The following is a 12783-nucleotide window of genomic DNA, read 5'->3' on the forward strand; positions in this document are numbered from 1 at the left end:
GGTCAGTTGGCCATGCCGGAGAGGGTGCTGAGCAGTTGCAGGCCCACGGGGATGAAGATCACCGTCAGCAGGCAGGGGAAGATCAGCAGCACGAGCGGGAAGGCGAGCTTGACCGGCAGCTCGGCGGCCTTGCGTTCCGCCTCCAGGTAGCGGGCCTTGCGAAGTTCGTCGGAGAAGACGCGCAGCGCGCCGCCGAGGCTGGTGCCCACCGCTTCGGACTGGATCAGCATGGTCACCAGAGACCCGACTTCCTCGCTGGCCGAGCGCTTGGTCATGCGGTTGAGGGCGTCGGCCCGGCTGGCGCCGGCCTGGATTTCGGTGAGCAGGATGCCGAACTGTTCGGACACCACCGGATGAAGCTCGGCGAACTCGCGCACCAGGCGCTGGATGCCGGCGCTGAGCGTCGCGCCAGCCTCGATGCTCACCACCAAAAGGTCTACGGCGTCGGGCAGGCCAAGACGCATGGCTTCACGTCGCTCGGCGATGCGGCGGTCGAGCAGGATGTTGGGCACGAAGAAGCCGAGGTTCGCGCCGACCATTAGCGGCGCCAGGAAGCCGAGCGAGCCTTCGAGCCCCAGGGGCAGGCTGACCAGCAAGGCGATCGGCATCAGCACCAGGGCTGCGGCCACCCGAATGCCGAAGAAAGCTTCGGCGGCGCGGTCGGAATAGAAGCCGGCCTGGATCAGCCGCAGGCGAAGGGCTGCGCGGCGGTCATCCTCCAGCGCCCCTTTGCCGGTGGCCTCGCCCCAGCGGGTCAGCAGGTGCAGCGCTTGCGGCGTCAGGCGCCCGGCGAGGCCCTGCGCGGAGGGCGCAGCTGTAGCGCCGAGCCGGGTGTTCAGGCGCGCATTGAAGCCGTGGTCGGAGAGCAGCAGGGTGGCCGCACCGGCCGCCAGGGTCAGGCCGGCGAGCGCAAGAAGGACCACGAGCAGGAGCTGTGCCATGGGTCAGATCCTGAAGTTGATCATGCGCCAGATCACCAGGGCGCCAATGAGCAGGAGGACGGGGGGGACCGACATCAGGGGCCAGAACAAGGGGTCCGGCATGGCGGCCTTGTAGTAGTCGGGGTTCAGCGTGCTGAGGATGCCGGCGACGGCGGGGGGCAGCGCGACCACCACCCAGAAGGTCATGCGACCTTCCGCCGAGATGGCGCTGACCTTCTTGCGCAGCTGCGCCTTGGAGCGGAGCGCGTCGCCGAGCTTCAGCAGGACTTCGGAGAGGTTGCCGCCGGTCTCGCGGGTGACCTCCAGGGAGGCGACGAACATCCGCAGCTCCGGTACGGGAAAGCGGCGGATCAGGTTGCGAAGCGCGGTGTCACGATCGAGACCGGCGCTCATCTCGGCCATGACTTTGGCCAGCTCGGGACCGACCGGATCAGGCATCTGGCGCGCCGCCACGGACATGGCGGTGGTGACCGGGTGGCCGGCCTGCAGGCTGCGAGCCATCAGGTCCACGGCGGCCGGCATCTGGGCGACAAACTGCTTGCGCCGGCGCGCCGCCAAGAAGGAGAGCAGGAGGATGGGGCTGGCCACGCCGCCCCAGACGGCGGCGAGCAGGGACAGCAAGGCTGGCATGTGAGCCAGCTGCATCAGCAGGAAGAAGGTGAGGGTCATGCCGCCCGCACCGAGAGCGACCTGACTGGGCCGGAGCGGCGAGGCGGCGGTGGCCAAGCGAGCTCGCAGCCACGGCGCATGGGTGTCGAGGAAGCGGTCAGCGGGGCTGCGTTCGTCTTCTTCGCGGGCAGTCTGCTCGGGGGCATGGCTCGCCCGAGCGAGACGACGCGAGAGGGTGCGCCCTTCGCCGGCGTAGGTGCGGAGGGTGAGCCAGACGCCCTGAACCGCCGCAGCGAAGGCGAGCACCACCAGGAGGTAGAACAGGGTTGCGAGGGCGTTGCTCATCTAGGCCGCCATGCCTTCCGGCAGCGGAATGCCGTTGGCCTTCAGCAGGTCGAGGAACTTCGGGCGCAGACCCGTCCAGACGAAGCGGCCCTGGATCTTGCCCGCATCGCTGACGCCGGTCTGCTCGAAGCGGAAGATCTCCTGCATGGTGATCACGTCGCCTTCCATGCCGTCGACTTCCGAGACGCTGATCACCCGGCGCGAGCCGTCGGTGAAGCGCTTCAGCTGGACCACCACGTCGATCGCGCTGGCGATCTGGCTGCGGATGGCGCGGGGGGGCAGGTCGAGGCCGGCCATGCAGACCATCTGTTCCAGCCTGGCGAGGGCGTCGCGCGGCGTGTTGGCGTGCACCGTGGCCATGGACCCGTCGTGGCCGGTGTTCATGGCCTGCAGCATGTCGAAGGCTTCGCCCGAGCGGACTTCGCCGATGATGATGCGGTCCGGCCGCATGCGCAGGGCGTTCTTGAGCAGCTCGCGCTGGGTGATCTCGCCGCGGCCCTCAATGTTGGAGGGACGCGTCTCGAGGCGCGCCACGTGCCGCTGTTGAAGCTGGAGCTCGGCGGCGTCCTCGATGGTGACGATCCGCTCGCGGCCGCCGATGCCGGTGGACATGGCGTTGAGCAGGGTGGTCTTGCCGGTGCCGGTGCCGCCGCTGATCAGGATGTTCTGCCGGCACGCGACGATAGCGGTCAGCATGTCCGCGCAGGCGTGGTCCATGGAGCCGCCGGACACCAGCCGGCCCATGTCGTAGGGCACGCGGGCGAAGCGGCGGATCGACAGCAGGGAGCCGTCCACGGCGATGGGTGGGACCACGGCGTTGACGCGGCTGCCATCCGGCAGGCGAGCGTCCACCATCGGCTGGCTTTCGTCGATCCGCCGGCCGACCTTGTCGACGATGCGCTCGATGATGCGCAGCAGGTGCTGTTCGTCGGCGAAGCGGATGTCGGTCAGTTCGATCTGGCCGAATCGCTCGACGTAGACCTCCTTGTGAGTGTTCACGAGGATGTCCGAAATGTCCGCGTCCTGCAGCAGGGGCTCTAGCGGGCCGAAGCCCAGGAGCTCGTGCATCAGGTCATCGATCAGCCGCGAGGACTCGCTTTCATTGAGCGGTCGGGCGTCTTCCTTGAGAAGGATGGCGACCAGGTCGGAGACCTCGGCGCGAACCTGTTCGGCCGGACGGTTCTGAAGCCCGGCGAGGTTCAGCCGCTCGATCAGCCGACGGTGCATGTCCGTCTTCAGCTCGAAATAGGCGTCGTCCCGCACGGTGTTGGCCGGGGGCGCGAAGTTGCGCGGCTCCGGCGCCTCGTAGCGGACGCCTGCGCGAGCGGGCGTCGCCGTCGCGAAGGAGAGCCTCATGCATCGACCTCCGCAACGGCCGCACCGGATTCCAGAGCCTCGAGGCGGCGCTCGAGCTTGGCGGCGGCGGCGGCGAGGTCCTTGGCCAGGCGGCTGGAAGGATAGGCCTCGACGACCAGCTTGCCGCGGTCGGCGGCCTTGACCGCGTTGGCGTCGAAGGCGAGGGCTGCGTCGACGCCCATGTCCAGGGTCTTGCCGATGCGGGCCGGCTTCTCGAAGGCGTCGATCACGCCGTTCAGCTTGTTGAGCGCGAAGAAGACCGGCCGCTGGACCTTGGCTTCCTTCAAGGCGTCGAGCACGCGGCGGGCGCCCAGGGCGCCGGCCACTGTGGGAGTGGACACCAGCAGGATCACGTCCGAGCGCGACAGAACCTGGAAAGTCCAGTCGCTCCAGGCGGCGGGCAGGTCGACGAAGGTGCGCTCGAATTGGCTGGCCGAGTGGTCCAGCAGGGTGAGCGCCAGCTCCGGCGTGACCGCATCGAGCGGCACCACAGAGGTGGGCGGCGCCAGCAGCTTCAGTCCGGTGGCGTGCTCGGTCATCACGCTTTCCAGGAAGCGGGCGTCGACCCGGCCTTCGGCGCGCAGGATGTCCACCAAGGTGCTGCGCGGCTGGAGGTCCAGGGCGACGTCGGTGTCGCCGAACTGGGTGTCGAGATCGAGCACGGCGGTGCGACGGGCCGGTTGGCGGCGTTTGGCGCCCGCGCCGGCCATGATCGCTGCCAGGTTGAGAGCGGCCGTGGTGGCGCCCGCGCCGCCGCCGGTCTTCAGCACGGAGATGATGCGGCCTTGGCCGCTCACAGCGCCGGTGCGGCGGCGAAGCAGCTCCGACAGGCTTCCCACCACCGCATCGAGGCTGAGGGCTGAGGGGAGCACGTCGGCGGCGCCGGCCCGGAACAGCCGGCGGACGTCTTCGGCGGTGGCCGAACTAGGCGCGGCGATCAGCTTACGGTCGGGCAGGATATGGGACAGCCGGTGGAAGTCGTCCAAGGCGGCGGGTTCGCCCGATTGGACGGCCACGATGACGGCGGCGGCGTCCAACGCCTCCACCTGCAGGGAAGCCAGCGGAACCTTGCCAACCGCTTCGACCCGGAACTTGCCCAGCTGGCGGGCCGCGGCGCGGACGGTCTCAACCTGGTCGGGCGCAAGACCGATGAGCAGGATCTGAGGCTCGTTCTTCATGGCGTGCCGCTCCCTGAGGTAGAGGTCATGTCGCCGGAAGCTTGGCGCATGCCGACTTCCGAGGTGCCCGTGACAGGCGGCTGCTTCACGCGACCGCGTTGATAGCGATCCACCGCAGCCACCCCTCGTGCGCCTGAGCTTTCCGGCGGCAGGTCGGTTTCCGTGGGCGGGATGATCTGCGCGTCCATGCTGGCCACCGCTTGGCCGAGCGTCGGCGACAGAGGTGCGTCCAGCGGCGTAGTGCAGGCCCCGAGGGCCAGCAGGGGCAGGATGGCAAGCGGCCGGATCATTGCGCAGCTCCCTGGAGCGCCGGAGCCGGCGCGGTCTTCGGATGGTCGGTGGTGCTGGTCAGCAGCAGCTCCGCGCCCGATGGCGCGCCAGCGGTGTCCGTCGGCAGGATCAGGTTCTTGCGATCGGTCGGCTTGGCGAGGTGAGCCGTGACGATGATCACGACCTCGGACTCGTTGTTCTCGTAGGCCGTGGAGCGGAACAGCGCGCCGAAGATCGGCAAACTCGCCGCGCCCGGCAGGCCGCGCATGGAATCCGAGAACTCCCGGCGGATCAGGCCGCCGATGGCGAAGCTCTGTCCATTGCGCAGTTCGACGGTCGTCTTGGCGCGGCGCGTCGTGATGCCGGGGACGCGGAAGCCCTGAAGCTGCACGCTGTTGTCGCGGTCGAGAGCGCTGACTTCGGGCGAGACCAGCAGGTTGATGGTCTCGCCGTGGACCGTGGGCGTGAAGCCGACGCTTACGCCGTAAGGCTTGTATTCGACCGTAAGCAGGACCTGGCCCACGCCCTGCATTTGCGGGACAGGCACCGGGAACTCGCCGCCGGCGAAGAAGGTGGCGGTCTCGCCGGAGAGCGCCGTCAGCTTCGGCTCGGCGAGGGTGGAAGCAAAGCCCTTCCGCTCAAGGGCTTCAAACAAGCCCTGAACGGTGAAATTGCTGCCGATCTCGCCGGCGCCCAGGATGTTGGCCACCGCGTCGGGGTTGGTCACGAGCGGGGCGAGGTCCCATACGCCGGTGTCCGACCAAGCGCCCGTGACATTGGTCACTCCGAGCTGCTTGAGCACGCTGCGCTTCACCTCGGCGACGTGCACCGAGAGCATGACTTGCTCGGCTGCACGAACGCTCATGAGGTTGAGCACCTTCTGAGGGGCGTACCGCTCGGCCAGGGCCGCGGCGCGGGCGGCTACTGCGGAGGATGAGACGGTGCCGCTGAGCACCAGGCCGTCGCCCTCGCTCGAGACGGTGACCGGCTCGCCCGGCATGATCTCGGTGAAGGCGCGGTTCAGGGCTTCAAGGTCATAGCCCACCCGCAGGTCCATGGCGGCGATCGGCCGGCCGGTTTCACCGGAGGGCATAACCAGAAGACTGGTCGCGCCTTGCGCCTTGGCCAGCACGTAGATGGTCTTATCGCTAAGGGGGACTACGTCGGCGACCTTGGGGTCGCTGACCATGACGCGCCCGACGGTCTGATTGAAGCGCAGGATCTTGGACCCGCCGACCGGCAGGGCGACCTGGCCGCCGTAGCCGGAGGCGTCTGCGGAAATGGTCCGCACAGGCCCTTCGACCTTCGGTTTCGACTGCGCCGCCTGAACGGGCGGGGCGAGCGCAATGGCCGCCGTCGTCAGCACCAGGGCGGCGCGTCGGACGCAGCTTGTCGCCGTTCGCTTGTGGTTGTTCATGTGCGTTCCCCCGAAATTTCGTTGGCTATTCGCGTGCGACGGCGACGCTGGACGCTTCGGCTCCGCGCCAGACCTGGACGCTCGGGCCTTGCGGGCTGGCGCGCCGGACGATGCGGGCAGGCCGGGTGCGCGGCGCGGGCGCGGCGGCGGCGGCCAGGGTGAGGTCGCCGGTGCGGACCGTGCGCACCGCATTGTCGCCGCGCGCCAGCGGCTCCTCGGCGCTGCGCAGGGCAAGCGAAAGGGTGCCGACCTGACCGGCGAGGGCCAGTTTCTGGGCTTGGGCGGGCGTCACTTCGATCGTGGCGGCTTTGGCCACCAGCGGCTCGTTCTTGCTCTGATCGGCTTGCTGGTCGACGCCCAACACACGGACGCCTTCCAGGAGGATGTCGGTCCGCATTACGTCGTTTTCGCCTTCGCCACGGGTGACGAGGACGTCCACGAAGTCGCCGGGCAGGACGAAGCCGCCGACGCCCATGACGTCATCCACCCGGATGGTGCTGGCGCGCATGCCAGCACGGACGACGCCCGAAAGGGTCGCCCGGCCGCCGGGGCCGGAGATGCGCTGGGGCAGGATGGGCTCGTTGGCCGCTATAGGCGCGAGCGCGATGCGGTTCACGCCGCCGGCGGTGAGTTCGGCCACGGACCGGAAGGCGCCGGCGGGCGCCGCACCTTCCGGCCAGGGCTGCAGTTTCAGGGACGCGGCGTCGATGGGCTCGCCGAACCCGATGGACTTGGCGGCCACGACCACCTGAGTACGCCCCGAGAGGGCGACAGGCGTCGGCGCGGCGTTGGCGCTGCTGAGGCTGCGAAGACCCCAAACGGCGCCGCCGCCGACCAGTACGGAGGAAGCCAGGAGAACCAAACCGACGCTGCGCATGCTCGCCCCCTGTTCGCTTACTTAAGAGTGGTGTTGCCGGCGAGTTGGGTGCCGATGTTGTTGAAGGCGACGGTCACCTTGTCGTCGAAGGTAGAAAGCACGCCGACCGCGATCACCGCCATCAGGCCCACTACCATCGCGTACTCGACTAGAGCCGCGCCGGACTCGTCTTTGCGGAGGCCAGCAAGGCGGGATTTGAGCTGGGTCAGGCGGACTTGAGCCGCCACGTAGGCTTTGGTCATGGGGTGGTCCTCTGGATCTGTGTGGCTCGGCCCCCGGGTCACCCGGCGCCGATCGCGACAGAAACAGAGCTTAACCAATGCGGTTCCGCGTATGGCCGCGCTACAAACCGCCTCAAATCAATCGTTTACCAGTCAAGCTATTGGAAAGCTTAAGCTTATTTTTGCCGCAAACTGGCCATATTTTTTTAACGCTACGCTGGAGCTTACCATTCCTGTTAAGCTTTGAGGCGCAGGCGCTTCAGGCTTGAGCATGTCGGAGGGCTTGGCGCCCGGCTCCGCAGACCTGCGAAGCGCCGCCGTTAGGACGAGAGGGTGACGTCCTCGTCGCCATGCGTGGAGGGGTCCGGATCGGCGAGGACGCGCACCAGCTCCAGCACCTTGCGACGCAGCCGACCACGCGCGATCCGCGGGAAGGCGCCGGCCAGTTCTAGGCCTTCGGGGGTCAGCAGGAACTCCTGGGTGCGCGCATCGCCGGTTCCTCCGGTGTCGTGGGAGGCCTCGCCGAGACCTTCGTAGAAGTAGGCGATCGGGGCGTTAAGCGCCTGGGCGATCTCCCAAAGCTTGGAGGCGCTGACCCGGTTGGCGGCCCGCTCGTACTTCTGGATCTGTTGAAACGTCAGCCCCAGAGCGTCGGCCAGAGCTTCCTGGGTGACGCCCATCTCCTTGCGCCGCATGCGGATCCGCAGGCCAACGTGCCGGTCCACCGGGTGCGGGCCCTCGTCGCCGAGGTCGTGGCGTTGCGAGGTGGCGGCCAGGTGGGGCGAGAGGGACATGGGCGGGAGCTCCGGACGCAAACAGGCTGGCCGTGTTCGGGGCGCCGGCCGCTGCGAACGGACAAAAGGCCAAATGGCGAGCGAGGGACAATCCGGCGCTACCCAAACTGGGGTAACGCGGGCCAAGTGCGGCGCCGCGCCGCACTATGGTCAAGCTTGATGCGTTTTCGCGCCTGCTCAGCAGGCGGAAGCCGAAGCGTCACAGGACTTGGCTAGAGCAATCCCAGGGCTGGGCCGCGCGCGAGTCGCAGGCTGTCACAGAACTGTTGTGCTCGCGAGGTAGAGCCCAGCCAAAGCGTCCGCGCACGGAGAATTCGAATGCTCAAGCTTGGTCTTTCGACGGGCGTCGCCCTGATGGCCGGCGTCCTGCTGCTCGCCGGCTGCAACAAGCCGGCCGGCGACGCCAAGGCCGGGGGGCAAGGCCCCGCCGCCGCCTCGGCGTCTATCTCGGGGGCGGGGGCGACCTTCCCCGCGCCGCTCTACGCCCGCTGGGCCGAGACCTACCGCGCCAGCAGCGGTCTGACCCTGAACTACCAGGCGATCGGTTCGGGCGGCGGCGTGAAGCAGATCCAAGCGAAGACGGTCGACTTCGGCGCGTCGGACAAGCCGATGAAGCCGGAAGACCTGGACAAGGCCGGGCTCTACCAGTTCCCGACCGTCATGGGCGGCGTGGTCCCCGTCGTGAACCTGCCGGGCGTCCAGCCGGGCCAGCTCAAGCTGAGCGGACCGGTGCTGGCCGACATCTACCTGGGCCAGATCAAGAGCTGGCGCGCGCCGCAGATCGCGGCTCTGAACCCGGGCGTGAACCTGCCGAACCTGCCGATCACGGTGGTGCACCGGTCGGACGGCTCGGGCACCAGCTTCCTGTTCACCACCTACCTGGCGGGCAAGAGCCCGGCTTGGGCGCAGCGCGTTGGCGCCAGCGACGCGGTGGAATGGCCGGCCGGCATCGGCGGCAAGGGCAACGACGGCGTGGCCGCCTTCGTGAAGCAGACCGGCGGCGCCATCGGCTATGTCGAATTCGCTTACGCCACCCAGAACAAGCTGACCTTCACCCAGCTGCAGAACCGCGACGGCGCGTTCGTGTCGCCGACGGCGGCCGCCTTCGCCGCCGCCGCCGCGGGCGCCGACTGGGCCAACGCGCCGGGCAACTACCTGCTGCTGATCGACCAGGCGGGCGGCGCCAGCTGGCCGATCACCGGGGCGACCTTCATCCTGGTGCATCGTCAGCAGGCTGACGCCGCCAAGGGCCGCGCGGTGCTGTCCTTCTTCGACTGGGCCTACAAGAACGGCGACCAGGGCGCAGCGCAGCTCGACTACGTGCCGCTGCCGGCCGCTGTGAAGGACCTCGTCCGCAGCCAGTGGGCCAACGTCAAGGGTCCGGACGGCCAGCCGGTCTACACCGGCGGCTGACCGCCCGAGCCGGTCGAGCGGGCGTCCTTAGAGCCCGGCGTTCCGCTCGACCGCCTTGGAAAGCGCCGAACAGTCAATGTCGGCGCCTTCCTGCTCGATCACCTGGGACAGGTGGGAGCGAACCACATCCAGGACGTCCATCGGCGCACCGAGCGCGTCGGCGGCCTCGCCCACGAGGCGCAGGTCCTTGAGCGCCAGCGGGGCGGCGAAACCCGCCGGGCGGAAGCGCTCCTCGACGATCAGTTCGCCATAGATGCTGAAAACGGGCGCGCCGAAGATGGTGCCGGTCAGCACCTCCAGCAGCGCCTTCTTCTCGACGCCGCCCTTGGCGGCCAGCGCCATCGCCTCCGACAGGCTTTCCACCGTCGAGAGGATCATGAAGTTGCCGCACAGCTTCACCAGGTTCGCAGCCGATGGCGTCTCGCCCACGGTGAACAGCCGCTGGCCCATCGCCTCGAACAGCGGCGTGGCGCGGGCCACCGCCTGCGGCTCCCCAGCGCTGACCACGAACAGCTTGCCGGCCTGAGCCGCCGGCGGACGGCCGAACACGGGCGCGGAGACGAAACCCTGTCCTCGATCGGCGTGGGTGGTCGTCAGCCTGTCCGACAGGGCGACGCTGATCGTGCTCATCGAGATGTGCAGACCACCGGAAGGCAGGGCGCCCAGCAGGCCGTGCTCTCCCTCCAGCACGCTTTGAAGGGCGGCGTCGTCCGCGACCATGGTGATCACCACGCCGGCGCGCGCCGCGTCGGCCGGGGTCTGGGCGATGGCGGCGCCGAGTTCGGCAAGCGGCTGCGCCTTTTCGGGCGTGCGGTTCCAGACCGTCACCCGATGCCCGTTCCGCAATAGGCTCTGAACCATGGCCGTGCCCATGGCGCCGAGGCCGACAAATCCAACGTCCATCCGGAAATCTCCCTACGCCGCAGACAAGCGGCGGCTGCGCTGGCGCAACGTACAGGCGCCTGGCGGAGCTGCCATCAGGCGGGTGCGTTTCACAAGCCGGGGCGTCGGTCGGTTGGCGGCGGCCCCTGAGGGAGCCTGCGGTGTACAAGCGTATCCTTCTGGCGTTCGACGGTTCGGTGGAGGGGCGGACGGCCCTGCGTGAGGGCGCTCTGCTGGCGAAGAGCTGCGGCGCACAGGTTCATCTGCTGTCCGTCGTGTCGGAGACGGGCGGCATGGCGATCGGCGAAGGCGCATTCGCGGGTGCGGTCGCCCTGCACCAGGACCGCTATCGCGAGGTGCTGGAGGAAGGCGCTGCGCGGCTGCGGGCGATGGGCTTCAATCCCACGGCCGAGCTGGTGGTCGGCGATCCGGCGCAGGCGATCGGGGAGGCGGCTCGAAGAGTTGGAGCGGACTTGGTCGTGGTGGGCCATCGCCGCCAGTCTCTGCTGGCCCGGTGGTGGGCGGGCTCGACGGGCGCCTACTTGGTCGACAGCGTGGACTGCAGCGTCCTGATCGCACGCACCGTGATCTCCGACGAGCTGTTCGAGCGCAGCGCCGACGTCGTCAGCTAGCCTCGCACCGAAGCACTTTCACGTCTGGGTTGAAAAAAGTCTGGTGCGTGATGGCTCGCTTGATGGCAGCCTCGACAATCGATGGTGCATCACCACCCAGTGTTCTTGTTTCTGTCCATGGTTGTCGCGGTCTTCGGTTCGTGGACAGCCCTGGATCTGTTCCGAAGGGTGCGATCGCACATCGGGCGCACGCGCCTGATCTGGCTCGGCGCCGCGGCCGTCGCCATGGGGGCCAGCATCTGGTCCATGCACTTCGTGGCCATGCTCGGTTTCGATCCGGGCTCGCCCGTCAGCTATGACCTGCCCCTAACGTTCTTGTCGCTCTCGTTGGCCATCGGCGCCACGTGCGGCGCGTTCTTCGCCGCCGCGCACGAGCGGGCGAAAAAGCGAAGCCTGCTTGTTTCCGGCCTCGCCATGGGGATCGGCATCTGCCTGATGCACTACGTCGGCATGGCCGCCCTGAGCACCGCGGTCTCACTGGGACACGACATAAGGCTGGTAGGCCTCTCCTTCGTCATCGCCGTGCTGGCGTCGACCGCCGCACTCTTCGCCGCTCGTCGTGAGCGCTCGTTGCGCTGGCGAGGAGCCGCCGCCGTGATCCTCGGCGCAGCCATCGTGGGAATGCATTACACCGCCATGGCGGGGCTGAAGCTCACCCATGCCGGAGGGGCCCACTCTGTTCATGGCGCACCTCCTTTCGTGCTAGCCGCCGTCGTCGCTGGAGGCACGATTCTGGTGCTGGCGCTGGCGCTTCTCGCCTCGCTCTACGATCAAAGGTTGAACGTTCTTGCGGCGCTCGAAGCTGGGGGCGTGGGGTACTGGGAGCTGGCTCTGCCGCGGAAGACCTTGCACGTCTCATCCAAAGGCAAAGAGATCCTGGGGCGGTCCGCCGATGAGCCGTTCGGCGAGGCCGAGTTGTTGAACGCGCTGGAACCAGCCGAGCATGACCGCCGCACTCGCCTGCTGGACCACGCGATCAACAATCACGTGGAACTCGATGCCGAATACCGATTGAGGCCCGTAGGCAATGCGGCGCGCTGGATCAATGTGCGCGGACGAGTGGTGAACGACGCTGCGGGCCGGCCACGCCGAATGGTTGGCGTCGTGTTGGATGTCACCGAGCGGCGCGAAGCCTTCACCGCCCTTGCGGAAAGCGACAGACGACAACGGCTGCTGATCGATGAGCTGAATCACCGCGTGAAGAACACCCTCGCGACGGTGCAGTCGATTGCGCGACAAACAGCGAAGACAGCCGAGTCGATCGAGGACTTCAGTCAGCTTTTCGAGGCGCGGCTGCTCGCCCTGTCGAACACACACAATGTGCTCACGCGGGGATCTTGGGAGAGCGCCAGTCTTCGGGAGATCCTGGAGCAGGAACTGCACCCGTACGACCAGCAAAGAGTGGTTGCGAGAGGGCCGGCTGTGCGGCTGCCCGCCCGGCATGCCCTCGCGCTCGGGATGGTGCTGCACGAGATGACCACCAACGCCGCCAAGTATGGTGCGCTGTCGGCGGAGTCCGGCCAGGTCGAGGTCGACTGGAAAATGCTAGAGGGTTCGCAGGGCGGGGATCTGGAGATCACCTGGCGCGAGACAGGCGGTCCCACGGTTCAGCCGCCGAAACGTCGCGGATTTGGAAGCCGATTGGTGCAGGGCAGCGCGGCCGAGCTCGGCGGGCGCGCCGAGGTTGAATATGCACCTGAGGGACTGCGCATGCGGTTGACCATGCCGCTTCCAGACCCGGAGCCGGCGTCCGGACTAGATGTCCTGGCGGGTCGTTCCGGCCGCGTGTGAGCCGCCATCGGTCGGCGCGCGCATCTGACCCGCAGCCAAAGCTTGGGTATTCGGCTA

At 68.1% G+C, this 12783-nt stretch carries 13 protein-coding genes; 3 read left to right on the forward strand and 10 right to left on the reverse strand.

The window, feature by feature from the left end; translation table 11 throughout:
* Nucleotides 1-2: 2 nt before the first annotated feature.
* The 9 genes from DJ018_RS09970 to DJ018_RS10010 all read right to left on the reverse strand — a co-directional run bounded on the left by DJ018_RS09970 (nucleotide 3) and on the right by DJ018_RS10010 (nucleotide 8008).
* Nucleotides 3-941: a type II secretion system F family protein gene (locus tag DJ018_RS09970; RefSeq protein ID WP_111514817.1), complete on the reverse strand. Its 939-nt coding sequence runs from the start codon at nucleotides 939-941 to the stop codon at nucleotides 3-5.
* A 3-nt stretch (nucleotides 942-944) separates the two neighbouring features.
* Entirely contained in the window at nucleotides 945-1895 is a 951-nt protein-coding gene (locus DJ018_RS09975) for a type II secretion system F family protein (protein ID WP_111514818.1), read from the reverse strand.
* Nucleotides 1896-3251 (reverse strand): TadA family conjugal transfer-associated ATPase, encoded by a 1356-nt coding sequence (locus DJ018_RS09980; RefSeq protein ID WP_111514819.1) that lies wholly within the window; start codon nucleotides 3249-3251, stop codon nucleotides 1896-1898. It lies immediately after the preceding gene.
* Complete coding sequence (locus DJ018_RS09985) at nucleotides 3248-4429, reverse strand: CpaE/TadZ family protein (protein WP_111514820.1); 1182 nt, start codon at nucleotides 4427-4429, stop codon at nucleotides 3248-3250. Before DJ018_RS09985 ends, DJ018_RS09980 begins: the two co-directional genes overlap by 4 nt.
* Entirely contained in the window at nucleotides 4426-4719 is a 294-nt protein-coding gene (locus DJ018_RS09990; protein WP_111514821.1) for a hypothetical protein, read from the reverse strand. Before DJ018_RS09990 ends, DJ018_RS09985 begins: the two co-directional genes overlap by 4 nt.
* On the reverse strand, nucleotides 4716-6116 hold the full coding sequence (locus tag DJ018_RS09995; protein ID WP_111514822.1) for a type II and III secretion system protein family protein: 1401 nt from the start codon (nucleotides 6114-6116) through the stop codon (nucleotides 4716-4718). The genes DJ018_RS09990 and DJ018_RS09995 overlap by 4 nt, the downstream gene beginning before the upstream one ends.
* A gap of 25 nt (nucleotides 6117-6141) precedes the next feature.
* Entirely contained in the window at nucleotides 6142-6993 is an 852-nt protein-coding gene (gene cpaB, locus DJ018_RS10000; protein ID WP_111514823.1) for a Flp pilus assembly protein CpaB, read from the reverse strand.
* Nucleotides 6994-7010: 17 nt separating this feature from the next.
* A complete protein-coding gene (locus DJ018_RS10005; protein WP_111514824.1) occupies nucleotides 7011-7235 on the reverse strand; it encodes a Flp family type IVb pilin in 225 nt (74 codons plus the stop codon).
* A 299-nt stretch (nucleotides 7236-7534) separates the two neighbouring features.
* A complete protein-coding gene (locus DJ018_RS10010) occupies nucleotides 7535-8008 on the reverse strand; it encodes a helix-turn-helix domain-containing protein (protein ID WP_111514825.1) in 474 nt (157 codons plus the stop codon).
* A 318-nt stretch (nucleotides 8009-8326) separates the two neighbouring features.
* Between DJ018_RS10010 and pstS the strand changes: the two genes are divergently transcribed.
* Entirely contained in the window at nucleotides 8327-9421 is a 1095-nt protein-coding gene (gene pstS / locus DJ018_RS10015; protein WP_111514826.1) for a phosphate ABC transporter substrate-binding protein PstS, read from the forward strand.
* A gap of 27 nt (nucleotides 9422-9448) precedes the next feature.
* On the opposite strand, the gene DJ018_RS10020 is transcribed toward pstS, so the two are convergent.
* The gene (locus DJ018_RS10020) at nucleotides 9449-10324 is read right to left on the reverse strand and encodes an NAD(P)-dependent oxidoreductase (protein ID WP_111514827.1); all 876 of its coding nucleotides are present in this window, start codon (nucleotides 10322-10324) and stop codon (nucleotides 9449-9451) included.
* Between the two features lie 140 nt (nucleotides 10325-10464).
* Between DJ018_RS10020 and DJ018_RS10025 the strand changes: the two genes are divergently transcribed.
* Together DJ018_RS10025 and DJ018_RS10030 are read left to right on the forward strand one after the other, a co-directional pair.
* The gene (locus DJ018_RS10025) at nucleotides 10465-10935 is read left to right on the forward strand and encodes a universal stress protein (RefSeq protein WP_111514828.1); all 471 of its coding nucleotides are present in this window, start codon (nucleotides 10465-10467) and stop codon (nucleotides 10933-10935) included.
* An 81-nt stretch (nucleotides 10936-11016) separates the two neighbouring features.
* Nucleotides 11017-12726 carry an MHYT domain-containing protein gene (locus DJ018_RS10030; protein ID WP_111514829.1) on the forward strand — a complete coding sequence of 570 codons (1710 nt, stop codon included), beginning with the start codon at nucleotides 11017-11019 and terminating at the stop codon, nucleotides 12724-12726.
* Nucleotides 12727-12783 lie beyond the last annotated feature (57 nt).

This window comes from Phenylobacterium deserti, assembly GCF_003254705.1.
GTDB lineage: Bacteria > Pseudomonadota > Alphaproteobacteria > Caulobacterales > Caulobacteraceae > Phenylobacterium > Phenylobacterium deserti.